This is a genomic window from Pseudomonas sp. NGC7 (assembly GCF_047159675.1).
In the GTDB taxonomy this organism is placed as follows: Bacteria; Pseudomonadota; Gammaproteobacteria; order Pseudomonadales; family Pseudomonadaceae; genus Aquipseudomonas; species Aquipseudomonas kermanshahensis.
The window spans coordinates 453,462-478,355 of sequence record NZ_BAAFZY010000001.1 but is presented as its reverse complement, the minus strand read 5'-3'; the positions used below and the strand labels follow the sequence as shown (position 1 = coordinate 478,355).

15 protein-coding genes are annotated in these 24,894 nt (G+C 64.2%); 7 read left to right on the top strand and 8 right to left on the bottom strand.

The window, feature by feature from the left end; genetic code table 11:
• The first annotated feature begins 150 nt into the window (after nt 1–150).
• The 4 genes from ACMCNM_RS02130 (at nt 151) to ACMCNM_RS02115 (ending at nt 7,028) form a co-directional block, all read left to right on the top strand.
• The gene (locus ACMCNM_RS02130; RefSeq protein ID WP_412763865.1) at nt 151–2,583 is read left to right on the top strand and encodes a TonB-dependent siderophore receptor; all 2,433 of its coding nucleotides are present in this window, start codon (nt 151–153) and stop codon (nt 2,581–2,583) included.
• A gap of 75 nt (nt 2,584–2,658) precedes the next feature.
• Nucleotides 2,659–3,771, top strand: coding sequence for a PepSY-associated TM helix domain-containing protein (locus tag ACMCNM_RS02125; protein ID WP_412763864.1), 1,113 nt, complete (start codon nt 2,659–2,661; stop codon nt 3,769–3,771).
• A complete protein-coding gene (locus tag ACMCNM_RS02120; protein WP_172960334.1) occupies nt 3,768–3,944 on the top strand; it encodes a hypothetical protein in 177 nt (58 codons plus the stop codon). The genes ACMCNM_RS02125 and ACMCNM_RS02120 overlap by 4 nt, the downstream gene beginning before the upstream one ends.
• A gap of 69 nt (nt 3,945–4,013) precedes the next feature.
• Nucleotides 4,014–7,028 carry a dermonecrotic toxin domain-containing protein gene (locus tag ACMCNM_RS02115; RefSeq protein ID WP_412763863.1) on the top strand — a complete coding sequence of 1,005 codons (3,015 nt, stop codon included), beginning with the start codon at nt 4,014–4,016 and terminating at the stop codon, nt 7,026–7,028.
• Here ACMCNM_RS02115 and ACMCNM_RS02110 read toward each other — a convergent pair.
• The 8 genes from ACMCNM_RS02110 to glnE all read right to left on the bottom strand — a co-directional run bounded on the left by ACMCNM_RS02110 (nt 6,989) and on the right by glnE (nt 17,056).
• Nucleotides 6,989–8,431, bottom strand: a complete 1,443-nt coding sequence (locus ACMCNM_RS02110) for a lipopolysaccharide kinase InaA family protein (protein ID WP_412763862.1) — start codon at nt 8,429–8,431, stop codon at nt 6,989–6,991. The two genes, ACMCNM_RS02115 and ACMCNM_RS02110, sit on opposite strands and share 40 nt — an antisense overlap.
• Nucleotides 8,431–9,183 (bottom strand): lipopolysaccharide kinase InaA family protein, encoded by a 753-nt coding sequence (locus ACMCNM_RS02105; protein ID WP_085274048.1) that lies wholly within the window; start codon nt 9,181–9,183, stop codon nt 8,431–8,433. Before ACMCNM_RS02105 ends, ACMCNM_RS02110 begins: the two co-directional genes overlap by 1 nt.
• Nucleotides 9,180–9,914, bottom strand: coding sequence for a lipopolysaccharide kinase InaA family protein (locus ACMCNM_RS02100; protein ID WP_412763861.1), 735 nt, complete (start codon nt 9,912–9,914; stop codon nt 9,180–9,182). Before ACMCNM_RS02100 ends, ACMCNM_RS02105 begins: the two co-directional genes overlap by 4 nt.
• Nucleotides 9,914–10,720 (bottom strand): lipopolysaccharide core heptose(I) kinase RfaP, encoded by an 807-nt coding sequence (rfaP, locus tag ACMCNM_RS02095; RefSeq protein WP_085274046.1) that lies wholly within the window; start codon nt 10,718–10,720, stop codon nt 9,914–9,916. The genes ACMCNM_RS02100 and rfaP overlap by 1 nt, the downstream gene beginning before the upstream one ends.
• Nucleotides 10,717–11,841: a glycosyltransferase family 4 protein gene (locus ACMCNM_RS02090; protein ID WP_252826477.1), complete on the bottom strand. Its 1,125-nt coding sequence runs from the start codon at nt 11,839–11,841 to the stop codon at nt 10,717–10,719. Before ACMCNM_RS02090 ends, rfaP begins: the two co-directional genes overlap by 4 nt.
• Nucleotides 11,841–12,899: a lipopolysaccharide heptosyltransferase I gene (waaC, locus tag ACMCNM_RS02085; RefSeq protein WP_027594327.1), complete on the bottom strand. Its 1,059-nt coding sequence runs from the start codon at nt 12,897–12,899 to the stop codon at nt 11,841–11,843. Before waaC ends, ACMCNM_RS02090 begins: the two co-directional genes overlap by 1 nt.
• A complete protein-coding gene (waaF, locus tag ACMCNM_RS02080) occupies nt 12,900–13,949 on the bottom strand; it encodes a lipopolysaccharide heptosyltransferase II (RefSeq protein ID WP_027594326.1) in 1,050 nt (349 codons plus the stop codon).
• 173 nt (nt 13,950–14,122) lie between these two features.
• Nucleotides 14,123–17,056, bottom strand: a complete 2,934-nt coding sequence (gene glnE, locus ACMCNM_RS02075) for a bifunctional [glutamate--ammonia ligase]-adenylyl-L-tyrosine phosphorylase/[glutamate--ammonia-ligase] adenylyltransferase (RefSeq protein ID WP_186681280.1) — start codon at nt 17,054–17,056, stop codon at nt 14,123–14,125.
• Nucleotides 17,057–17,439: 383 nt separating this feature from the next.
• Here glnE and aceE point away from each other — a divergent pair, with 383 nt between their 5' ends.
• The 3 genes from aceE to ACMCNM_RS02060 all read left to right on the top strand — a co-directional run bounded on the left by aceE (nt 17,440) and on the right by ACMCNM_RS02060 (nt 24,770).
• Nucleotides 17,440–20,085 carry a pyruvate dehydrogenase (acetyl-transferring), homodimeric type gene (gene aceE, locus ACMCNM_RS02070; RefSeq protein WP_027594324.1) on the top strand — a complete coding sequence of 882 codons (2,646 nt, stop codon included), beginning with the start codon at nt 17,440–17,442 and terminating at the stop codon, nt 20,083–20,085.
• A gap of 13 nt (nt 20,086–20,098) precedes the next feature.
• The gene (gene aceF / locus ACMCNM_RS02065) at nt 20,099–21,718 is read left to right on the top strand and encodes a dihydrolipoyllysine-residue acetyltransferase (protein ID WP_412763860.1); all 1,620 of its coding nucleotides are present in this window, start codon (nt 20,099–20,101) and stop codon (nt 21,716–21,718) included.
• Nucleotides 21,719–22,079: 361 nt separating this feature from the next.
• Nucleotides 22,080–24,770 carry a putative bifunctional diguanylate cyclase/phosphodiesterase gene (locus ACMCNM_RS02060; protein WP_099428132.1) on the top strand — a complete coding sequence of 897 codons (2,691 nt, stop codon included), beginning with the start codon at nt 22,080–22,082 and terminating at the stop codon, nt 24,768–24,770.
• Nucleotides 24,771–24,894: the final 124 nt, after the last annotated feature.

Genomic DNA, 24,894 nt, shown 5'->3' with positions numbered 1-24,894 from the left:
GCAGCACAAGGCTGCTCCTACAGCGGATGGCGTTTGAACGGGCATCGCCGGTTCTTGAAGTCTTTTTACTTTTTTTCGACAAGCCCTGTCACTTTTGAAATCTCGCTCGGCAAGGAAGCAGTTAGCACTTATCCGTCTAGGAGCCGCTGCATGCCCCGTACTGTCGATCGTATCCTGCGCCCCAGCCTGATGGCCCTGGCCATTGGCCTGGCCGCGCCGCTGGCCAGTCCTGCCCTGTTCGCCGCCGAGCAATCCGCCCAGCGCGCCTACGACCTGCCTAGCGCGCCCTTGGCCAGCACCCTCAACCAGATCGCCAGCCAATCAGGCATCGCCCTGGCCATCGACCCGGCCCTGGTCAGCGGCCGCACCTCGGCCCCGGTCAACGGCCAGTACGACGGCATCGGCGCCTTGCAGGCCGCCCTGCGCGGCACTGGGTTGCAGCTGCAGCAGAGCAGCGTTGGCAGCTACAGCCTGGTGGCCGTCCCGGACGGCACCCTGGCACTGCCGGAAACCACCGTGAACGCCGACAGCGTCAGCGAAAGCGCCTGGGGCCCGGTAGAGGGCTACCTCGCCCAGCGCACCGCCGCCGGCACCAAGACCGATACCGCGCTGGTCGAAGTCCCCCGCTCCATCTCTGTTGCCACGCGCCAGCAAATGGCCGACCGCGGCGTGCACAGCCTGGATGATGCCGTGCGCTACATGCCCGGCATCGTGTCTGCCAGCTTCGGCAGCGACACACGCTATGACTGGATGCGCGTGCGTGGCTTCGAGCCGACCCAGTTCCTCGATGGCCTGCCGCTGCCCCGTGGCGTCTACGCCAACCCGAAAGCCGAAACCTGGAACCTCGACCGCCTCGCACTGCTGCGCGGCCCGGCTTCCTCGATCTACGGGCAAACCCCACCGGGCGGCCTGCTGGACATGGTCAGCCGACGCCCACAAGCTGAAAGCGCCCACGAAATCGAACTGCAGTACGGCAGCGACAACCACCGCCAGATCAACTTCGCCAGCACCGGCAAAATCGACGACCAGGGCCAGTTTCTGTACAGCGTCAGTGGCGTGATCCGCGATGGCGGCACCCAGATCGACCATATCGACGACAAGCGCTACAACATCGCCCCGAGCCTGACCTGGAACATCGACGACGACACCTCGCTGACCTTGCTGACCCAGTTCACCCGCGACGATACTGGCGCCACCAGCCAGTTTCGGCCGATCCAGGGCACCAAGATCGACATGCCGTTCGGCAAGATCTCCCACCACAAGAACCTGGGCGATCCGGACTACGAGTTCTACGACCGCACCTACTACGCGCTGGGCTATGCCTTCGAGCATCGCATCAACGATGTCTGGCAGTTCCGCCAAAACCTGCGCTACACCAAGTCGGACCTGGCGTTCCAAACCATCACCCCCGGCAGCTACTACGCGCCCGGTGGCCCGGTGCAAGACGATGGTACCGTCAGCCGCATGTCCACCAACGTCGACGAAGACATCAGCCAATTCGCCGTGGACAACAACTTCCAGGCTGACTTCGCCAGCGGGGACATTACCCACACCCTGCTGATCGGCCTGGACCACCAGCGCGTCAACACCAACTACCTGTCGATCTACGGCTTCAACGTACCGAACAGCAACGTCAACAACCCGGTTTACGGGCTGCCGATCACTCGCCCGGATCGCTCCACGGCGTTCTATGACTACAACCAGAAAACCCGTCAGACGGGCCTGTATGTCCAGGACCAGATGGCACTGAACAACTGGCGCCTGACCCTGGGTGGCCGGGAAGACTGGGTGCACACCGGCACCAAGTACCTCAACCAGGGCGATGCCACCAACACCCAACGTGACAAGCAATTCAGCGGCAACGCGGCGATCAGCTATGTGTTCGACTCGGGCTTTGTGCCGTACCTGTCGTATGCGGAGTCGTTCCAGCCGGTCAGCAATGCCGCCGTGTCTGCCACGGAGTCGTTCAAACCGACCGAAGGCAAGCAATGGGAGCTGGGTATCAAATACCAACCGCCGGGTTCCAACACGTTGCTGTCGGCAGCCGTGTATGACCTGACCCAGAAAAACGTCTCGGTCACCAACACCATCGGCAACGTGAGCGTCACCAGCCAGACTGGCGAAGTGAAAGTGCGCGGCCTGGAGCTGGAAGCGGTATCCGACGTCAGCGAAAACCTCAAGCTGACTGCTGCCTACACCTTGGCCAAGTCCGAAGTGCAAAAAGGCGACTACAAAGGCAACCGCCTGCAACTGATGCCCAACCAGCAAGCCTCGCTGTGGGCCGATTACACCTGGCACAGCGGCGTGCTTGACGGTTTCGGCATCGGCGGTGGCGCGCGCTACACCGGCAATACCTATGGCGACCAGGCCAACACCTACCTGGGCAAGGCCAATGCCTACACCGTGTTCGATGCCTCGGTGCACTACGACCTCGGCCGCCTGAACAACAGCCTCAAAGGCGCGTCGGTGGCGGTCAACGCGAACAACGTGTTCAACAAGGACTACCTCTCCACCTGTGACAGTTACTACTGCTACTACGGCGATGAGCGCAGCGTCGTCGCCAGCGCCACCTACAAGTGGTGATGACCCACGTGCGCCGACCAAGCCGTCCTTCAAGGGGCGGCTTTGGTCTTTCTGGACGTCGAGAAACAAAATGAAATGAAAAGCTCAACCATCCGCCGCTGGTCCTTCATCCACACCTGGAGCAGCCTGGTCTGCACCCTGTTCCTGATGGTGCTGGCCCTCACCGGCCTGCCGCTGATCTTCCACCACGAGCTGGAACACCTGCTCGGCGATGCCCCGGCGCTGCGCGAGATGCCCGCCGGCACCCCGCACCTCGACCTGCAGCAGCTGGTGCTCAAGGCCGAACAACACCGCCCTGGCGAGGTGATGCAGTACTTCGGCTACGACGAGGACGAACGCAACGGCGTGGTGGCAATCACAGCCGCGACCGCTGGCACCGAGCCCAATTCATCGCACACCTTCATGCTCGATGCCCGCACCGGCGAAGCCATCGCCATGCCGGCTGCGAACGGCGGGTTCATGATGGTCATGCTGCGCCTGCACGTGGACCTGTTCGCCGGCCTGCCTGGCAAGTTGCTACTGGCGTTCATGGGCGTGCTGTTCGTCGTGGCGATCGTTTCTGGCACCGTGCTCTACGCGCCCTTCATGCGCCGCCTGGATTTCGCCACGGTGCGCCACGACAAATCCCGCCGCCTGCGTTGGCTCGACCTGCACAACCTGATCGGCGTGGTGACCCTGGCCTGGGCGCTCACGGTTGGCGTCACCGGTGTGATCAGTGCACTCTCCGACCTGGTCATCGCCGCCTGGCGCAACGACAGCCTGGCCGCCATGGTCGCCCCCTACCGTGATGCCCCGCCGCTCACCGAACGCGCCCCGGCCAGCCGCCTGTTGGCCATCGCTGAGCACGCGGCGCCCGGCATGCGCCCGGATTTCATCGCCTTCCCCGGCACGCGTTTTTCCAGCGAGCACCACTACGCCGTGTTCATGAAAGGCGCTACGCACCTGACCTCGCACCTGCTCACCCCGGTGCTGATCGATGCGCAGACCCTGCAAGTAACCGCCGTCGGCGAACGGCCCTGGTACATGGACGCCATGGGCCTGTCGCAGCCGCTGCACTTCGGTGACTACGGCGGGCGCCCCATGCAGATCCTCTGGGCGGTGCTCGACGTGCTGACCCTCATCGTGCTCGGCAGCGGCCTGTACCTGTGGTGGGGCAAGCAGCGTAAACCACGGGAGGCCAAGGCATGAGCCACGCGTCGCGATCGACCACTAAGATTTTCGCCTGGCCGGCACTCATCGCCCTGCTCGGTGCCCTAGGCCTGTTCGCTGCACTGCTGGGCGACGGCGCGTGGGACGGCTTGTCCTGGGTCGGCCTGGGCCTGCCAGCGTACTTGGCCCTGCGCGGCTTCTGGCGGCGTTGAGGTAATGGGTTAACGCAGCCGCCCGGCCAACGCGGTGCAGCATGGTCCCCTTTCACCAGGAGATAGGCCATGACACCGCTGCTGCGCCTCCAGTCGCTGGACAGCCAACTCGACGCACTACTGCCCCCCTTGCCGGGTGTGGAACACAGCCTCGACCAAGCCCTGAGCACCCTGTTCCCCAACCCAGCGATCACCGCCCGGACCTTGTACTTCGGGCGCTTCCGCCTGCTGGACCTGGTCGGCTACCACCTGTTCGACGGCGGCGCCTTCAAGCCACCGGCCGATACGCAAGCCCGTCACGACGACCGCCCGCTCAACCTGCCAAGCGACTTCAACGCCCACATCGAACGCTTCTGCGCGACGCTTCGCCAAAGCTTGCATGCGCACCTGGCCAGCTATTGGCTAGCGCGTGACGAAAAAGGGCTGAGCCGGCAAGCACGCCTGGCCACCCTGCGCCGCGATCAACTGTTCACCGAGATGCGCTTGCGCAGCCACGACCAGACCTTGTCTGTGGAGCACGCCCGGTTGCTGACCACTTGCCTTGAATACCCACAGCCCTGGCAACGCCAGCACCTGCCCGCCGCCAGCCGCCCGCAGCTGTACCGCCCGTTGCTGTCGGGCTCGGCGCCCAACTGGCGCAGCCACTTGCCAGGCGTGCTGATCCTCACTGAGAACGGCCCGGAAGGCCGCTTGCTCGACGCACAGGAACCGGTCGGGCGGGTGCTTTTGTGCAGCATCGTGCATGGCATCGAAGCGTTCGACAGCCTGGCCGCCTTGCACGTGGAATTATGCGAACGCCTCGAAGACCCGGTGCAGAGCGAACCGCTGACCCGACTGCTAGTGGTGAGCGCAGACCGCCAACGTGCCCACCGGGCTGAACGCCTGCGCTACGACTGGTTCAGCGAGGACCTCGCCGAGGCGCAGGCCCTGGCCATTCGCGAGGCCCATGGCAAGCGCCTGACTGCCGCCTGGCAGGCCGCCTGGGCGCAGGGCCTGCAACGCAGTATCGAACACCTCGACGCCCAACTGGGCAACGCACTGAACCTGCACCGCGAGCTCGGCAGCCAAGGTCCAGTAGCCACCCGCTATGGCCTGTTGCTGGAAAAGCACATGCCCGACTGGTTGCGCTCGACCTCGCAGCAAGGCGTTGCCCACATCATGCAAGCCATGCAAGAGCAGGTGGCGGCCATCAAGGCCGCAGCCGCGCCAGGCATCCTCACGTTGGAGCAGTTCAACCAACGGCACACCCTGCTGGCCTGGGTGCGTCAGCGGCTGCGCGAGTTTCTGCAGCAAGACCCCGGCATCGACACCGCACCGGAGCAGATCTCGATCAGCGTGACCCTGGCGCGCCAGGTCGGCCCCGTCAGCAACCCGCTCGACACCAGCGCCTACATCCCCGTGGCCAGCCGCCCGCACGCGGGCGGGACGATTGAACTGGTCAACCAAAGCTACCGGTTGGATGAACTGGCCCTGCTCAATATCGCCTGGTTCGACGTCGATTACTGGCTGACCGCCCGCGTGCACCTCGACGCCGACCAGCCGCTGCCAGCCCTGACGCCACTGCGGGTCAAGCAAATCGTGCGGCGCCTGAATGCTGGTAGCGGCTACCAAGCCTACCTGCGCACCCAACTGTTCGAATCGCCCCATGGCCGCTGGCGCCAGCAGGCCTACGCGCACCTGAGCCGCACGCGCATGCACGCCGAAGCGGTCAAGGCGCGTTATGCCGGGCATTTTCAGCCGAGCACGCTCGAACAGGGTTATGGTTGGGCCGACTGCGTCATTCACTCACCCGACAGCCACAACCGGCCGCACCGCAACGAACAGCAGGTGATCGCCCGGCAGATGCTGATCCAGGGGCAAACCCTGCAAGGTGTCGTGCTACTGGTCTCGCCAGAGCACTCTTACCGCATCGTGGTCTACAGCCCCGACGCGCCGGACCGCCGCCCCTGGCGTGAATACAACAACGCCCGGGCGCTGATCCGCGCCGTGCGCAGCGATGCGCAGCTGCGCCACTATGTGTTGCAACGCTTGCCGCTGGGCAACCGAAAAAGCCTGGAGGCACTGCTGGTACAGGGCCGCCTGGGCTCGCATATCAGTTTGCAGACCATCACCGGCAACCTGTACGACGCCCTCTACCGCGCCGAGGTCAACACCCTGATGGCCCAAGCCAATGCCGTGACCCGCAGCAACCAAGAGCTGCTGGGGGAGTTTTCGGTCAATGTGCTCAGGCTGGTGCTGGATATCCTCACCCTGGTGTTGCCGCAGGCGGGCTCGACCGCACTGGCGTTCGGGCGCATGGGCATTTCCATCTGGGACGGTTTCGAAGCGCTTGACCGAGCCGACCACAACGGTGCGCTCCATCATGCGGTCGCAGCGCTCGGCCACGCCACGGCGGGGCTCAACGACATGGCAGGCTCCGGGCTGATGCGCCGGGTTATGCGGGGCCTGCCCAAGCCCCCACCGGTGCCGCTGCCCCGGCATTACGAGGCGACCCCTGACGTTGCAAAGCTGCGCTACCGCATCGACGCGCTGCACGACGAGGCCGTGTACGAACAGCAGTCGGCGAGCCCCGGCCTGTCACAGTACTACGTGAGGGATAACCTGGGACGCTACTTCAATGTCACTTTCGACGGCACACGCTGGCGCGCCACCGACCCGAACCAGCCGAACACCTACCTGAAGCTGCCGATCAAGCGCTGCCTGGATGGCAGTTGGGTGGTCGACTCCCCAGTGCTCTGGTACGACGGGTTGCCGAATATCCAGCAACTGTTGGAGGACTGCCGCCTGACCACCCCGTTACACGGCAACGCGACCGAAGACGATGCCCAGCTGCTTCAGGACAACACCACGCTGTACCTGCAACTGGGCAGCCACCAGTTACCTGTGCGCCGCCATCTGCTCGCCGCTCACTACCACCTGCTATTGCCTGAGACGCTGCGCGGCACCGTGCCCGCGTGGGCAGTGCTGCGCTGGCAGGATGCGCAATGGCGCATCCGCGTGCGCCAGACCGGCCGCAGCAGCAACTGGCTGGCGCTGCCAGCAGCTTATTCGGACAACCGCGGCAGCAACCGGTCCAGCCGCTGATGCAAGGCACTGTCACGCGGCCAGTTGCGCAGCAGCCGCGCCCGGTCACGGGCATAGGCCGGGGCGAAGCTGAGCTGGGTGGCGTGCTGGCACATGGCATCGAGGTCGATCAGCGACCACTGGCCGTTGTCCCAGAACAGGTTGTGGCCCTTGAAGTCGCCATGGCTGATGCGCTCGCGGATCAGTTGCTGCATGACCTTCACCAGCGCGTCGAGCTGCTCTTCAGGTGCCTCGCCGTTTTCCACATAGGGCGCAAAGCACGCGGTCAGGTCCGGGCCATCGACATAATCGGTGACCAGGTAGGCACGGCTGCGCAGGCCCATGACACGCTCCTCTAGCACTGCCAGAGGGCGTGGCGTGGCGATGTCGAGAAATTCCAGGCGGTGGCCTTCGATCCACGAGTGCCAGGCGCGGCTCGGGCGCCAGAAGCGCTTGAACCAGTGCGCGGTGTTCTTGATGTTGTAGCGTTTGAGCACCAGTTGCCGGCCATCGACCTCGATGCGGGCCACACTGGCGGCGCCACCGGTCTTGTACAAGTGGCCCTTGTCGATCAGCTCATCGGCATGCTCCAGCACCGGCAGCATGGCCTGCACCTCAGCGCGGCGAATCGCCCGCAGGCCCGAAAGGCTGCGCTTGACGCTGAACAGCGAGCACTCGCGGCCGGCCTTTTCCAGGTAGTCCTTCTGGCGCCAGCTGCGCACCTTGTCCACCTGCTTCTGCAGCGCTTCGAGTGGCAGCGCGTGCTCGGCATTGGCCAACAGGTAATGCACCAACAGCTCTTCGATGAACGGCTCCAGGCGCTTGGGCAATTGGGCGAAGAACACGCCGAGGTTTTCCAGCACACGCGGGCGCGACAACTGCTGGCCCGGGGTCTCGGCCTTGATGCCCGCGCCGTCGATCAGGTACAGCTTGCCGCCATGGCGCAGCAGGTTGTCCAGGTGCAGGTCTTCCTGCCACAAGCCCTTGGCGTGCATCTGCGCCACCGCCGTCAGCGCCTCACCCAACACCGCGTGTTGCTCGTCTGCCAGTACGGGCAGGTGCTCCACGGCGGCCCAGGCATCGGCCAGGCTTTCGGCGCCATCCAGAAACGCGAACAGCAGCCAGCCACCCTCGCCTTCCTTCAAACCATCGGCCAGCAGTTTGGGCGTGGTCAGGCCCTGCTCGGCCAACCACTTGACGCCTTGCAGCTCGCGCTGGAAGTGCCGGGCAGCATTGCTGCCCACCAGCAGCTTGGCCAGCACCGGCGTGCCACGCCAGACACCAGCACCCACATAACGCTGGCCGGGTAGCACACGCAGCAGGCTCAGCAGTTGCAGCTCGGCGCTGCCGGCGGCATCGGCCAGGCTCACGTTCAGGGGCAACGCCGGGGCGCGCCCGGCCTCTTTCAGTTCAGACAAACGCATCAGCGGGCCTCTTTTTCACGACGGCGTTGCGTCAGGCGTTGCAGCCAGGTGCCGACCAGCGTGCTGTCCGCCGGCTGCACCAGGTAGGCTGCCAGCAGGTGACGCACATCCGCCTCGCTCCAGGCCCGGGCACGGCGCAACAGGGGCTCCAGGTCCTTGAGCCGGTCACGCATGCCGAACAGCAGGGGCCGGGTTTTTTCCAGGTCGATCAGTTGGGCATCCCAGCCTTCGCGGCGTTGGCGCAGGAAGATGTGCTTGGGGTAGAAGCAGCCGTGCACCTGCCCAGCGCTGTGCAGCGTGCGCGCCAACTGGCCGCAGGCCTCAAGGATGCCGTTGCGTTCGGCATCACCCAACTGCGGCCACTGAGCCAGCAGGCTGTCCAGGTCGGCCCACTCGTCCAGGGCACGGGTCATGAGGATCGCCCGGTGCTCGCCGGCCTGCTTGCGCTCGCCATAGAACACCGCTTGCAAGGCCGGAATGTGCAGCTTCTGGTAGCGGCTGATGTTGCGGAATTCGCGGGCGAAGGTTGGCTCGCCGAATGGCCGGTGCAAGGTACGGGTGAGGTAGTCGCTCTGGCGCTTGAGGTAGTAGCCCTTGCCTTCGAGTTCCAGGCGGAACACGCTGCTCCAGCCCCCACGCCCGGTGTTGGGCTCGTCCACGGCATCGAGTTGCAGCGCCCACAGCGCGTCGAAATCGTTCAAGCCGTGGCGTTTGAGCAGCGCGAGGTCCGCGCTGGCCAGGTAATCGGTCATTCCCTTCCCTCGAAAAAGCTCAGCACTTGGCGAATCCGCTGCTTGTCGCGGGCGTTGAGCCTGTCGCGACCACGGTATTGCAGGTAGAAACGCAGGCGCTGGGTCGCCGACAGGTGGTATTTGGCGACCTTGTCCAGGCACGCCAGGTCTTTGATCATCCGGTGCCGCCACATGAAGCCGCGCCAGAAGTCGCCGGTCGGGCAGTCGATGAAGAACAGCGTGCCCTGGTCGTCGACCAGCAGGTTGCGCCACTTCAAGTCGTTGTGGGCAAAACGGTGCTCGTGCATCACCCGGGTGTGGCGCGCCAGCTGGCGGCTGACGTGGTCGACCCAGGCGGGGTCTGCCAGGCGCGGGTCTTTGCGCTCGGCCAAGGCCGACAGGTCTTCGGTGCGCGGCAGCTCGCGGGTGATCATCGCCCCGCGGCCAAACGCCAGGCCCTTGCGCTCCAGGCCCCAGGCGGCCACTTCGGCGGTGGGAATGCCCCACTTGGCGAACTGCTTGAGGTTTTGCCATTCGGCCTTGATGCGCGGCCGGCCGAGGTAGCGGCGCATGTGCTTGCCCGCCCCGGTGTAACGCTTGACGTAGTAATTGACGCCCTCGCGCTCGATGCGCACCACCTCGCTGAGCGGGTCGCGGGTCAGGCGTTCGCCCTGCAGGGCGAAGACTGCGTCAAGGCTGCCGAAATCCGCCGCCAGGTGTTCGTAGCCTGGCGCCAGTGTCCAACCCGCCATCAGAGTGCATCCCCATAGCGTTGTTTGCGGTCATAGAGTTTCTGCGCCTTGCGTTCCAGCCAGGCGAGCAGCGCGGCCTCGTCGGCAAGCACTTGGCGCAGCGGGCGCTGGAAGTAGCCACGCAAAAAGCGCAGTTTGTCGCGCCGGGTCAGGCCGATGTCCAGCGCCGAGAAGTACAGCGCGGCCAGGTCTTTGTCACGCCAGCGGCGGCTGATTGTCGCCCGGGTCTGGGCACGGTGCAGGTCGATGACCGACAGTTTGAAGTCTTCTGGCGTCACCGGGCGATCGGTGTGCAGCAGGAAGTGGCAGATGTAGCAGTCGCGGTGGTTGACCCCGGCGCGGTGCATGCCGCCGGTCATCTTCGCCACTTCGGCGATCAGCGCACGCTTGAGGCGTGGCGCGGGCGGCTGCTTGACCCAGTCGATACTGAAGTCTTCCAGGCTGATGGTCGGCGCCAGTTCTTCGGTCACGATGAACGAATGCTGAGTGGCCGGGTTGCTGCCGCGCTCGCCATAGGCGACGGCGGTCATGGTCGGCACGCCGACCTCGTGCAGGCGCTGGATGGCTCGCCATTCCTGGCCGGCACCGAGCACCGGCAGCTTGGCGCTGAACAGGTTCTTGAAGATCTCCCCCCAGCCGATGCCGCGGTGAATCTTGACGAAAAACCCCTCGCCCTCAACGACGGTGCGCAGCGTGCGGCGCCCTTCCAGCTCGCGGTACACCTCGCCTTGCAGCGCTTCCACGGCCTCGAAGGCATCACGCCCGGCCCACAAGCGCTTGAAGGGTTCGGCCAGTATCAGCTTCATGCGGTCTCCTGCCCCAGGATCACATCAGCAGCATGCTGCGGCATGCTGTACAGGTCGGCCGTATCGGCAAAGGCCAGGCCGTTGCGCGACCAGTCGGCACGGGCCTGCGGGTCTTCGAGCATGCGTTGCAGGTAGCCGTTGAGCTGTTCCTGCTCGAACGGCTCATCCAGCACCAGGCCGCTGTCGGCTTCGGCGATGTAATGGGCATAGCCACATACCTTGGAGACCAGCACCGGCAGGCCTGCCACCAGCGCTTCGAGCAGCACGGTGCCGGTGTTTTCGTTATAGGCCGGGTGGATCAGCAGGTCAGCGCCCAGCAGGAAGCGTGGGATATCGCTACGCCCCTTGAGGAACTGCACCTGGTCGCCCAGGCCGAGGGTGGCGCTCTGCAGTTGGAAGACCTTGGGGTCGTCCTGGCCGATGACCATCAACCGGGTGCGCTTGCGCAAGGCCGACGGCAGCGCGGCCAAAGCCTTGAGGCTGCGGTCGACGCCCTTGGTCTTGAAGCCCGAACCGATCTGCACCAGCAGCAGGTCATCGTCGCCCAGGTTGAATTCCTTGCGGAACTCGGCGCGGATCTGGGCGGCGTTGGCCGGCGCCCGACGGTCCTGGGAAATGCCCGGCGGCAGCAGGTGGAAGCGTTCAGCCGGGGTGCCGTAGTGCTTGACGAACAGCGGCTGCTGCACCTCCGAGATCATCAGCACCTCGGTTTTCGAGTCTTTGGCGAACACCGCGCGCTCGTACTCGGCAAAGTGCCGGTAGCGGCCCCAGCGCTTATAGAGGCCGCCACGCAGGGTCTGGGCCTTGTCCTCGAAGCAGCCGTCGGCGGCGTAGTACACGTCCAGCCCCGGCATCTTGTTGAAGCCAATCAGGCGGTCGACCGGGCGCTTGGCCAGGTCGGCTTCCATCCAGGCGCTGAGCTTCTCGTTGCGGCGGTGGTTGAACAGCGCCTTGACCGGCGCCACCAGCACTTCGAAGCCAGGCGGAATGTCACCTTCCCAGATCAGCGTGTACACACGGATCTGGTGGCCCCGCTTCTGGCATTCCAGGGCAATGCGCATGAAATCGCGCTGCAGCCCGCCGAAGGGGAAATATTTGTAAAGCACGAAAGCCAGTTGCATCAACGAACATCCTCAGCCAGCAGCAGCGCGCTCAAGCGGCTCGCCACATGCTCGGGATTCAGGCGAGTGAAGCACAGCGGCCACTCGCGTTTGAGATCGAACCGGCGCAGGTCATCGGCGCTCGGCTTGTAAGTGCACTTTTTCTGCAGGCACGGCGCACAGGGGAAATCGCTGGCCTGGTGAACCTGGGCGCGGCCATAGGCGCCGGTCAGGCCCGGGTTGGTCGGGCCGAACAGTGAAATAGTCGGCACATCCAGCGCCGCAGCCAAATGGCCGAGGCCGGTGTCCACCGCCACGCAGGCCTTGGCCGCCGCCAGCACGCGGGCAACGCCGACAAGGTTCAACTTGGGCAGTACCTGGCAGTTATTCAAGCCCTGGGCGATACGTTCGGCGCGTGCCTTCTCGGCCGGGTTGCCCCACGGCAGGCGCACTTGCAGCTTGCGCCGGCCCATGCGCTCGGCCAGCTCGCGCCAGTAAGCCTCGGGCCAATGCTTGGTGGCCCAGGTGGTGCCGTGCAGGAACACCACGTAGGGCGCGGCGGGCGGCAATTGCAGGCGATCGAGGTCGAGGCCGTAGTTGCCGATGCCTTCCGGCAAGTCGTAGGCCAGGGCCAGGGCGAACAGCTGGCGCACACGCTCGACCGCGTGTTGGCCCGTGGCGACCGACAGGCGCCGGTCATAAAAACGGCTGGCCAGGCCTTCGCGCGCCGAGTAGCGGTCCAACCCGGCCACCGGTGCCTTGACGTAGCGGGTCAGCCAGGCCGACTTGACCAGGCCCTGGGCATCGATCACCAGGTCGTACTTGCGCGCGCGAACGCGCTGCTTGAACGCCTTCCACTCGCCGCTCTTGAGGGTCTGCCAGATGTTCTTGCGCCAGCGACGGATCGCCACCGGGATCACCTGGTCGACCGCCGGGTGCCAGCTGGGGATCTCGGCAAAGCCTTCTTCCACCACCCAGTCGAAACGAATGCCCGGTATCGCGTGGGCGGCATCGGTGATCGCCGGCAGGGTGTGGATCACATCCCCCAGCGACGATGTCTTGATGATCAGTACCCGCACTTAGTCGACCTCGGCCACGGTATCGATCAGGTTCGGACCGCCCAGGCTGTGCAAGGCGGCGATGACTTGCTGCGGGTCGAGCAAGCGCAGGCAGTTGTAGTGGCCGAAGCGGCAGGTGCGGTCGAAGCACGGGCTGCATTCGATGCCGGTGCGCACCACTTCCACCTGTTCGGCCAGCGGCGGCGTGAAGCCCGGCGAGGTCGAACCATACACGGCAACCAGCGGGCGATTCAGCGCGGCCGCCACGTGCATCAGCCCGGAGTCGTTGGACACCACGGAATCGGCGCAGGACATCAGGTCGATGGCCTCGGCCAGCGAGGTTTCGCCGGCCAAGTTGTAGGATTCTTCGCGCAAGCCCGGGATCAGCCGGTCGCGGATCTGCTCGCCGACGGGGTGATCGCTTTTCGAACCGAACAACCACACCTGCCAGCCTTGGCGGATCATCGCCTCGGCCACGGCGGCGTAGTGCTCGGCCGGCCAGCGTTTGGCCTCGCCAAACTCGGCACCGGGGCACAGCGCCAGCACCGGGCGGTCGAGTGCCAGGCCGAACTTGGCCAGGGCTGCGTCACGGCTCTGCGGTTCGATCTGCAGGCTGGGGCGCGGGTAAGGCTGTGGCAGCTCGGTGCCCGGCGCGTAGGCCAGGGCCATGAAGCGCTCGATCATCAGCGGGTAACGTGCCTTGTCCAGCTTGCGCACGTCGTTGAGCAGGCCGAAGCGCATCTCGCCGCGCCAACCGGTGCGTTTGGGAATACCGGCAAAGAACGGCACCAACGCCGATTTCATCGAGTTGGGCAGCAGAATTGCCTGGTCGTACTGGCCGGCCAGGGACTTGCCGATGCGACGTCGGGTGGCCAGTTCCAGCGCACCGTGGCCAAGCGGGAAGCTCAACGCTTGGCGCACCTCGGGCATGCGTTCGAGGATCGGCCGGCTCCACTCGGGCGCCAGCACGTCGATCACGCAGTCGGGGTGCTGCTGTTTCAGGCACTGGAACAAGGTCTGCGCCATTACCATGTCGCCGACCCAGCTGGGGCCAATGATCAGTATTCTCATGCTTAGTCCAGAAACGCTCGGGGAGGCTACAGGCTGCGGTACAGCCTGGCCTCCCCTCTTTATATTCAGGCTATGTGGCGGACAGTGTAACACCGGTGGTGGGGCATGGACCTTTGGGGCTGCTTTGCAGCCCTTCGCGGCACAAGGCCGCTCCTACAGGGGCCCCAGCGGTATCAAGTCAAACCCAGCTCGCCCCAGATCCGCCGCACCTCGCGGCGTTCATCGGCAAACTGCGCCGCATCGATCACCCCGGCCTGCTTCTGCAGGGCCTGGCGGTGCGAGGCAGAACGGAACGCCTTGTACACTTCACGCAACAGCACCGCGTCACTGGCCGGCATCAAACCTGCCTGCTCCAGCTCTTCCAGAATGCGGATGTTATCGGTCCATCGGAGTATGGCCGGGTGGTCGTGGGACCAGGCCAAAGCCGCGTATTGCACCATAAATTCGATATCGACGATACCGCCGGCATCCTGCTTGATATCGAAGGGTACACCGGCCTCGAAGGCATTGGCTGCGGTGCCGGCAGCCGTGGCCTTGGTGCCGAGATTTCCGCGCATCTTGGCGCGCATCTCACTGACTTCGGTGCGCAACGTTTCAAGGTCACGGGGTTGGCCCAGGACGTTGGCGCGCACGCCTTCGAACGCCGCGCCCACCTGTTTGCAGCCGACCAGCACACGCGCACGCACCAAGGCCTGGTGCTCCCAGGTCCAGGCCTCATTCTGTTGATAGCGCTCGAAGGCACCCAGCGAGCTGACCAACAGCCCCGAAGCGCCGGACGGGCGCAGGCGCATGTCCACGTCATACAGCTGGCCAGAGTTGGTCTGGGTGGTCAGCAAGTGGATGATGCGCTGGCCCAGGCGGGTAAAGAACTGCGCGCTGTCGATCGGCTTGGCGCCATCGGTTTCGGCCTGGGGGTCGCCATCGTGAATGAACACCAGGTCCAGGTCCGAGCCATGGCCCAGTTCAAGCCCACCGACCTTGCCATAACCAATGATGATGAAGCCCGGGTCGCACAGGCTGCCGTCGCTGCGCTTGGGCTGGCCGTGGCGGGCTACGGTCTGGCGCCAGGCCAGGGCCAGCACCTGGTCGAGGATGGCTTCGGCCAGCCAGGTCAGGTAATCGCTGACTTTCATCAACGGCAGGTTGCCACTGATTTCCGAGGCCGCCACACGCAGGCTGTGGGCCAGCTTGAAGTGGCGCAGCGCCTCCATCTGCTGTTCCAGGTCGTCTTCGGGGATGCGCGTCAAACGCTCGCGCAGTTCGCTGGCCAGCTCCGGCGCCAGTGGCGGGCTGAACAGCCGGCCTTCGTTGAGCAACTCGTCGAGCAGCAACGGGTAGCGGGCAATCTGCTCGGCGATCCAGGGGCTGGCCGCGCACAGGGTCAACAGGCGGCGCAAGGCACCCGGGTTTTCGGTGAGCAGCACCAAGTAGGCCGACCGCCGCGCAACCGCTTCGACCAGCGGCAGCACGCGTTCAAGCACCAGGTCAGGGTCTTGGTGCTCCACGGCCTGGGCCAAGAGCCTTGGAATAAAGGCGTCCAAACGTTCGCGCCCAATGCGCTGCATCGAGCGCAATTGCGGGCTGCCCCGCAACCCGGCGAGGCGACGCAATGCATCGGCGGGTTGTTTGAACCCAGCTTCTTCAAGCTGACGACAGGCGGCGTCTTCATCCTGCGCCTGCTCCCACAGCGGCGACCATTCGCCACCGACCACCAGTTCGCCCTCGCCGTCCTCATCATCCGGGTCGGCGATCACTTGGCGGAAGTGCCAATCGACCCGGCCGCGCCAGTACATCAATTGGTCATGGAAGCCCTGCCAGTCGGCGAAGCCGAGGATGTAGGCGACCCGCGCCTGGTCAATTTCGTTGTCCGGCAGCATCTGCGTCTGGCGGTCGGCGATGGCCTGGATAGCGTGCTCGGTATAACGCAGGAATTCGTAGCCTTCGCGCAACTCGGCCACCACCGCAGGTGGCAGGTAACCTTGCCCTTCGAGGGTCGCCAGCACCTTGAGCAAGGGCCGTTGCTGCAGGCTCAGGTCTCGCCCGCCATGAATCAGCTGGAAGGCCTGGGCGATGAACTCCACCTCGCGGATGCCGCCAGCACCCAGCTTGATGTTCTCGGACATGCCCTTGCGCCGTACCTCCTGCTGGATCAGCTGCTTCATGGTGCGCAGGGCTTCGATGGCCGAGAAGTCCAGGTAACGGCGGTAGACGAACGGGCGCAGCATCTCTTGCAACTGAGCGCCTGCCGCCTGGTCACCGGCCACCACCCGCGCCTTGATCATGGCGTAGCGTTCCCAGTCGCGGCCTTGGTCCTGGTAGTACTGCTCCAGGGCATTGAAGCTCAGCACCAGCGAACCGGCCGAACCGTAAGGGCGCAGGCGCATGTCGACGCGGAACACGAAACCGTCGACGGTGACCGGGTCCAGGGCCTTGATCAGGCGCTGACCCAGGCGGGTGAAGAACTCCTGGTTGTCCAGCGAGCGCTTCACCCCTTCAGTCTCGCCGCCCTCGGGGAAGGCGAAGATCAGGTCGATGTCCGACGACAGGTTCAGCTCCACCGCACCCAGCTTGCCCATGCCCAGCACCACCATGTGCTGTGCGAGGCCGCTGCGGTGGCCGATGGGCGTGCCGAACTGCTGGCAATGGCGTGGGTACAGCCATTGATACGCTTCGTCGATGGCGGCGTCGGCAAGGTCGGACAGGTCACGGCAGGTTTCGCCCAGCTCGGCCTGGCGCGTAATGTCGCGCCAGATGATGCGCAACTGCTGGCGATTGCGCTCGCGCCGCAGGTTACGCGCCAGCTCGTCTTCGCTTTGCGCTGCCTGGGCCACCGCCCCGATCTGCCCGCGCAACTCGCCGGGCGCATAGCGGCGGTCCAGTTCACCACTGGCCATCAGGGCGAGCAGCATGGCCGGTTCGCGCTGGGCCAGGCCAAGGACGAAGTCGCTGGCGGCAGCAACTTGGTCAAACTGTTGCCGATGGGCCGGGCTGCAACCGTTGAGGTCGAGTTCGGGGTGGCCAGCCACAGCTTCGCTGAGGAACTGCTGATTACGAGCGACCAGCGGTTGCAGGGTGGCGGGCAGATCGAGCGGCAAAGGCAGGCGCATGGACTATCCTTGATCGGCGTGAAAGAGAGGGGTAAAGGCGGCCAAATGGAAGGCGGACCACGGTTGGACTGTCATACAAAAGTTGGAAATAGCTGAAAAAAAGCAATCACTGGCAAAAAACATCAAGAATCACCCGTTCGCGACACATCGCCAACCAACATGAACGTTTTTCCCCACAAGCCGGGGTGCGACCAAAAGCCGCATTTGTGTAGTTTTACTACTACCCCGACTGTCTAAAAGCATGAAATGCGAATGCATTTGTAGTAAAACTACACGGCGCCGGATCACACTCCGGTAATCCAAGAATTCACGACGTCTGCCCATAAGGCCAGTCGCAAACTCAGGCAATCGATTCTGGTTGCCTTTCCGCCCTGGAGCAAGCCATGCAAGACCTCGATCCAATCGAAACCCAGGAATGGCTGGATGCCCTGGAGTCGGTCCTCGACAAAGAAGGCGAAGACCGCGCTCATTACCTGATGACCCGTATGGGCGAGCTGGCCACCCGCAGTGGCTCCCAGCTGCCGTATGCGATCACCACGCCATACCGCAACACCATCCCTGTCACCCACGAAGCACGCATGCCTGGCGACCTGTTCATGGAACGCCGCATTCGCTCGTTGGTGCGTTGGAACGCGCTGGCCATGGTGATGCGCACCAACCTGAAGGACTCGGACCTGGGCGGCCACATCTCCAGCTTCGCCTCCAGTGCCACCCTGTACGACATCGGCTTCAACTACTTCTTCCAGGCCCCGACCGAAGAACACGGCGGCGACCTGGTGTTCTTCCAGGGCCACGCTTCGCCAGGCGTTTACGCCCGTGCCTTCATGGAAGGCCGCATCAGCGAAGACCAGATGAACAACTTCCGTCAGGAAGTGGACGGCAACGGCCTGTCTTCGTACCCGCACCCGTGGTTGATGCCTGACTTCTGGCAGTTCCCGACCGTTTCGATGGGTCTGGGCCCGATCCAGGCGATCTACCAAGCGCGCTTCATGAAGTACCTGGAAGCCCGTGGCTTCATCCCGGCCGGCAAGCAGAAGGTCTGGTGCTTCATGGGCGACGGCGAGTGCGACGAGCCGGAATCCCTGGGCGCAATCGCCCTGGCTGGCCGCGAGAAGCTGGACAACCTGATCTTCGTCATCAACTGCAACCTGCAGCGCCTCGACGGCCCGGTTCGCGGCAACGGCAAGATCATCCAGGAACTCGAAGGCGTATTCCGTGGCGGTGGCTGGAACGTCAACAAAGTCGTCTGGGGCCGCTTCTGGGACCCACTGCTGGCCAAGGACACCAACGGTGCCCTGCAGCGCCGCATGGACGAAGTCATCGACGGCGAGTACCAGAACTACAAAGCCAAAGACGGCGCGTACGTGCGTGAGAACTTCTTCAACACCCCAGAGCTCAAGGCCATGGTCGAAGACCTGTCCGACGAAGAGATCTGGAAGCTCAACCGTGGCGGCCACGACCCGTACAAGGTCTACGCGGCTTATCACCAGGCGGTGAACCACAAAGAGCAGCCGACTGTCATCCTGGCCAAGACCATCAAGGGTTACGGCACCGGTGCAGGCGAAGCCAAGAACACCGCGCACAACACCAAGAAGGTCGACGTCGACAGCCTGCGTCACTTCCGTGACCGCTTCGACATCCCGGTCAAGGATGCCGACCTTGAGAACCTGCCGTTCTTCAAGCCGGAAGAAGGTTCTGCCGAAGCCAAGTACCTGGCCGAGCGCCGCGCTGCCCTGGGTGGCTTCGTGCCGCAACGTCGCGCCAAGAGCTTCAGCGTGCCGACCCCATCCCTGGAAACGCTGAAAGCGATCCTGGACGGCTCGGGCGACCGCGAAATCTCCACCACCATGGCCTTCGTGCGCATCCTGGCGCAACTGGTCAAGGACAAGGAAATCGGCCAGCGCATCGTCCCGATCATCCCGGACGAAGCCCGTACCTTCGGTATGGAAGGCATGTTCCGCCAGTTGGGCATCTACTCGTCCGTCGGCCAGCTCTACGAGCCAGTCGATAAAGACCAGGTGATGTTCTACCGCGAAGACAAGAAGGGCCAGATTCTCGAGGAAGGCATCAACGAAGCCGGCGCCATGTCGTCGTTCATCGCTGCCGGTACCTCGTACAGCTGCCACAACCAGCCGATGCTGCCGTTCTACATCTTCTACTCGATGTTCGGCTTCCAGCGTATCGGCGACCTGGCCTGGGCCGCTGGCGACAGCCGCACCCGTGGCTTCCTGATCGGCGGTACCGCCGGCCGTACCACCCTCAACGGTGAAGGCCTGCAGCACGAAGACGGTCACAGCCACATGATGGCGGGCACTATCCCGAACTGCCGCACCTACGATCCGACCTACGGCTACGAGCTGGCGGTGATCATCCAGGACGGCATGAAGAAGATGACCGAAGAGCAACAGGACATCTTCTACTACATCACCGTGATGAACGAATCCTACCAGCAGCCAGCCATGCCGGCCGGTGTCGAGGAAGGCATCATCAAGGGTATGTACCTGCTCGAAGAAGACACCCGCGAAGCCGCGCACCACGTTCAGCTGATGGGCTCCGGCACCATCCTGCGCGAAGTCCGCGAAGCGGCGAAGATCCTGCGTGAAGAGTTCAACGTCGGTGCCGACGTGTGGAGCGTCACCAGCTTCAACGAACTGCGTCGCGACGGCCTGGCCGTGGAACGCGCCAACCGCCTCAAGCCTGGCCAGAAGCCTCAGCTGACTTACGTCGAAGAGTGCCTGAACGGTCGCAAAGGCCCGGTCATCGCCTCCACCGACTACATGAAGCTGTTCGCCGAACAGATTCGCCAGTGGGTGCCGAGCAAAGAGTTCAAAGTCCTGGGTACCGACGGTTACGGTCGCAGCGACAGCCGCAAGAAGCTGCGTCACTTCTTCGAAGTTGACCGCCACTTCGTGGTGCTGGCTGCCCTGGAAGCCTTGGCTGACCGTGGCGAGATCGAACCGAAAGTGGTGGCTGACGCTATCGTCAAGTTCGGCATCGATCCGGACAAGCGCAACCCACTGGACTGCTGAGGAGTATTTTTAAGTGAGCGAACTCATTCGCGTACCTGACATCGGCAGCGGTGAAGGTGAAATCATCGAGCTGTTCGTCAAGGTCGGTGACCGTATCGAGGCTGACCAGAGCCTGCTGACCCTGGAGTCCGACAAGGCCTCCATGGAGATCCCGGCCCCTAAGGCCGGCGTGATCAAAGAGCTGAAGGTCAAGCTGGGCGATCGCCTGAAAGAAGGCGACGAGCTGCTGGTGCTGGAAGCCGAGGGCGCTGCGGCGTCCGAGGCGCCAGCCGCCGCACCTGCCCCTGCCGCTGCGCCGGCCGCCGCTGAAAAGCCGGCCGCCGAAGCTGCGCCTGCGCCTGCTGCAGCCCCGGCTGCCGCCAGCGTGCAAGACATCCACGTGCCGGACATCGGCTCGTCGGGCAAGGCCAAGATCATCGAAGTGCTGGTCAAGGTCGGCGACACCGTCGAAGCCGACCAGTCGCTGATCACCCTGGAGTCCGACAAGGCCTCCATGGAGATCCCATCGCCTGCTGCTGGCGTGGTCGAAGAAGTGCTGTGCAAGCTGGAAGATGAAGTCGGCACTGGCGACCTGATCTTCAAGCTGAAGGTTGCTGGCGCAGCGCCGGCTGCTGCACCGGCCAAGGCTGAGGCTGCGCCTGCTGCCGCACCTGCCGCTGCCGCCCCGGCTGCTGCCCCTGCTCCGGTCGCTACCGCGCCGGCTGCTGGCAACAACGCCAAGGTTCACGCTGGCCCAGCCGTTCGTCAGCTGGCCCGTGAATTCGGTGTCGAGCTGGGCGCTGTCGCGGCCACCGGCCCGCATGGCCGCATCCTGAAAGAAGACGTGCAGGTTTACGTCAAAGCGATGATGCAGAAGGCCAAGGAAGCACCGGCAGCCGCCGGCGCAACCGGCGGTGCTGGCATCCCGCCAATCCCTGCCGTGGACTTCAGCAAGTTCGGTGAAGTGGAAGAAGTGGCCCTGACCCGCCTGATGCAGGTCGGTGCCGCCAACCTGCACCGCAGCTGGCTGAACGTGCCGCACGTAACTCAGTTCGACTCCGCCGACATCACCGAGCTGGAAGCCTTCCGCGTTGCGCAGAAGGCCGTGGCCGAGAAGGCTGGCGTCAAGCTGACCGTGCTGCCACTGTTGCTCAAGGCCAGCGCATTCCTGCTCAAGGAAATGCCAGACTTCAACAGCTCGCTGGCGCCAAGCGGCAAGGCGATCATCCGCAAGAAATACGTGAACATCGGCTTTGCCGTGGACACCCCGGATGGCCTGCTGGTCCCTGTGATCAAGAACGTCGACCAGAAGAGCCTGCTGCAACTGGCTGCCGAAGCCGCTGCACTGGCCGAGAAGGCGCGCACCAAAAAGCTGTCGGCCGACGACATGCAAGGCGCCTGCTTCACCATCTCCAGCCTCGGCCACATTGGCGGCACCGGCTTCACGCCGATCGTCAACGCGCCTGAGGTGGCGATCCTGGGCGTTTCGAAGGCAACCATGCAGCCAGTCTGGGATGGCAAAGCCTTCCAGCCGAAGCTGATGCTGCCGCTGTCGCTGTCCTACGATCACCGTGTGATCAACGGCGCTGCCGCCGCGCGCTTCACCAAGCGCCTGGGCGACGTGCTGGCGGATATCCGCACCCTGCTGCTGTAAAGCGGCACGCTGCCCCTCGCAAGAGGGGCAGTACCCTTTTCGAGCTGCCACGCTCGTACCTCAACCCCGTCATTTGGCGGGGCTTTTTTTTGCCTACAGCTCACACCGCACCCGTTTATTTGTAGGAGCAGCCTTGTGCTGCGAAAGGGCCGGTACCACCGCCAACATTTCCAGCGCCTGGCAGGGCCTCTTCGCAGCACAAGGCTGCTCCTACAAGGGGTGCGCCTATAGTTTGTGGTACCTCTGCCGATAACCCGTACACAGCATCACACATGGCCGCTTGCCAGCCCTCGGGACATGATGCAACCTTGCCAGATACGCCGCCGACCAGGCCGCGTTTCCCTCTTCAAGCGAGTCTTCGATGAAAAGCCAACCCGATGCCGCCAGCCGTGTGGCGGCCGAGGTCGTCACGCAGCTACCCGTGCCCTCGCGGCTCGGCATGCTGCGTTTCGAAAGGCTCAACGAAGCCACCTGGGCCATGCTCTACCTCGACCCCACCTGCGAACGCCAGTTCGGCCTGCAGGCGGGCGAGCTGTGCGCCTTGGTCGATTCGCCCTATGCCAGCCTGATGGAGCCTGAAGCCCGTTACAGGCTGCACGACGAAATCCAGTCGCAGCTTGCCCGCCGTGGCTACTACCGCGTGCGCTACACCTTGCATGCCCCTGGCGCGTCACTGCGCCTGCTGGAGGCCGGGGAAGCCTACAGGCAACACAACCGGCAACTGCTGCGCGGCTACCTGAGCGTACTCGACGACCCGCCCGAAGACGCCGCCGACCCCGACGCCAGTGACCTGGAGTCGCGCAACAACCGCCTGCAACTGGCCCTACAGCTCAACCAGCGCGCCCAGCAAGAACAGCTTGAACACCTGGAGCGTGTGCGTGGCCAGCAAGACCTGATCCTGCGCCTGGCCCGCCAGCGTTACAGCGCAGAGAACTCGCTGCTCGAAGCCGCCGAACTGATCACCCAGAGCGCCTGCGAAATCTACAAGGTCGACAGCGCCAGCATCTGGCATCTGGAAGGCCAGCGCCTGGAGCCGATCAGTGCCTGGTACCGCCACGAGCAGGAGCATCGTCTGCCCGAAGCCATCGATGCCAGCCACTTTCCCGACTACCTCGATGCCCTGCACGCCAGCCGCGCCATCGACGCCCACAACGCCAACCACGACCCGCGCACCCGCGCCCTGACCCAGAGCCTGCGCCCCGACAACAAAGCCATGCTCGATGCCAGCGTGCGCGTCGATGGCCAGGTAATCGGGGTGTTGTGCCTGGAGCAGAGCGGCCAGCCGCGGGCCTGGCAGTCCGATGAAATCGCCTTTGCCGGTGAGCTGGCCGACCAGTTCGCCCAGGTCATCACCAACCACAACCGACGCACTGCGGCCAGCGCCCTGCACCTGTTCCAGCGCGCCGTGGAACAAAGCGCGAGTGCCTTTTTGCTGGTCAACCGCGACGGCGTGGTGGAATACGTCAACCCAAGCTTCACGGCGATCACCCAGTACAGCACCGATGAAGTGCAGGGGCGCCAACTGGCCGAGCTGCCAGCCCTGGAAAACCTCAGCGAGTTGCTGTTCGATTCGCCGTCGAGCCTGGCCATGGGCAACAGCTGGCAAGGCGAATTCAAGAGCCGGCGCAAAAACCTCGAGCCCTACTGGGGCCAACTATCGATATCCAAGGTGTATGGCGACAACCGTGAGCTGACCCACTACATCGGCATCTACGAAGACGTCACCCAGACCAAGCTGGCCCAACAGCGCATCGAGCGCCTGGCCTACACCGACAACCTGACCAACCTGGGCAACCGCCCGGCGTTCATCCGCAGCCTCGACGAGCGCTTTGCCCGTAACAGCGAGAGCTCGATGTGCCTGCTGCTGGTGGACATCGACAACTTCAAGCGCATCAACGACAGCCTCGGCCACCAGACCGGCGACAAGCTGTTGGTGAGCCTGGCTCGCCGCCTGCGCAACAGTCTCAGCGCCGGTGGCATCCTGGCGCGTTTCGCCAGCAACGAGTTCGCTGTGCTGCTCGACGACACCCGCCTGGAAGACGGCCAGGACGTCGCCCAGCAGTTGCTGCACACCCTCGACAAGCCGATGTTCGTCGACAACCAGCTGATCAACGTCACCGCCTCGGTGGGCCTTGCCTGTGCGCCGCTGCACGGCATCGACCCGGCGAGCCTGATGAAAAACGCAGGCCTGGCGCTGCACAAGGCCAAGGCCAACGGCAAGCACCAGGTGCAGGTGTTCACCGAAGTGCTCAATGCCGAGGCCAGTTACAAGCTGTTCGTCGAGAACAACCTGCGCCGCGCCCTGACCCAGAACGAACTGGAAGTGTTCTACCAGCCCAAGCTGTGCCTGCGCAGCGGCCGCCTGCTGGGGTTGGAAGCACTGCTGCGCTGGAACCACCCCGAGCGCGGCATGATCCGCCCGGACCAGTTCATCAGCGTGGCCGAGGAAACCGGCCTGATCATCCCCATCGGCAAGTGGGTGGTGCGCCAGTCGTGCCGCATGAGCCAGCAACTGCGCGAGGCCGGCCTGGGCAACTTGCACGTGGCCATCAACCTGTCGCCCAAGCAATTCTCCGACCCGGACCTGGTAGCCTCGATCAGTTCGATCCTCAAGGAAGAAGCGCTGCCCTCGCACCTGCTGGAGCTGGAGCTGACCGAAGGCCTGCTGCTGGAAGCGACCGAAGACACCCACCGCCAGCTCGACGAGCTCAAGGCCCTGGGCCTGACCCTGGCAATGGACGATTTCGGCACGGGCTATTCGTCGTTGAGCTATTTGAAGAAGTTTCCGATCGACATCATCAAGATCGACCGCAGCTTCATCAACGAAATCCCGGATAACCAGGACGACATGGAAATCACCTCGGCGGTGGTGGCCATGGCCCACAACCTCAAGCTCAAGGTGGTTGCCGAAGGAATCGAGACCCCGGCGCAGCTGGCGTTTCTGCGCCGGCACCGGTGCGACGTGGGCCAGGGGTACCTGTTCGATCGGCCGATTCCGGGGCGTGAGCTGGCCGAGCGACTGAAGCGCTATCCGCGCGGTCCAATGGCCTGACAGCAGCGTTAACCTCGGGCACTATAGAGCCCATAAGGGCCTCTTCGCGGGCAAGCCCGCTCCCACAGGGTCATCACAACCTTTGACACCTGTGCGGTACCTGTGGGAGCGGGCTTGCCCGCGA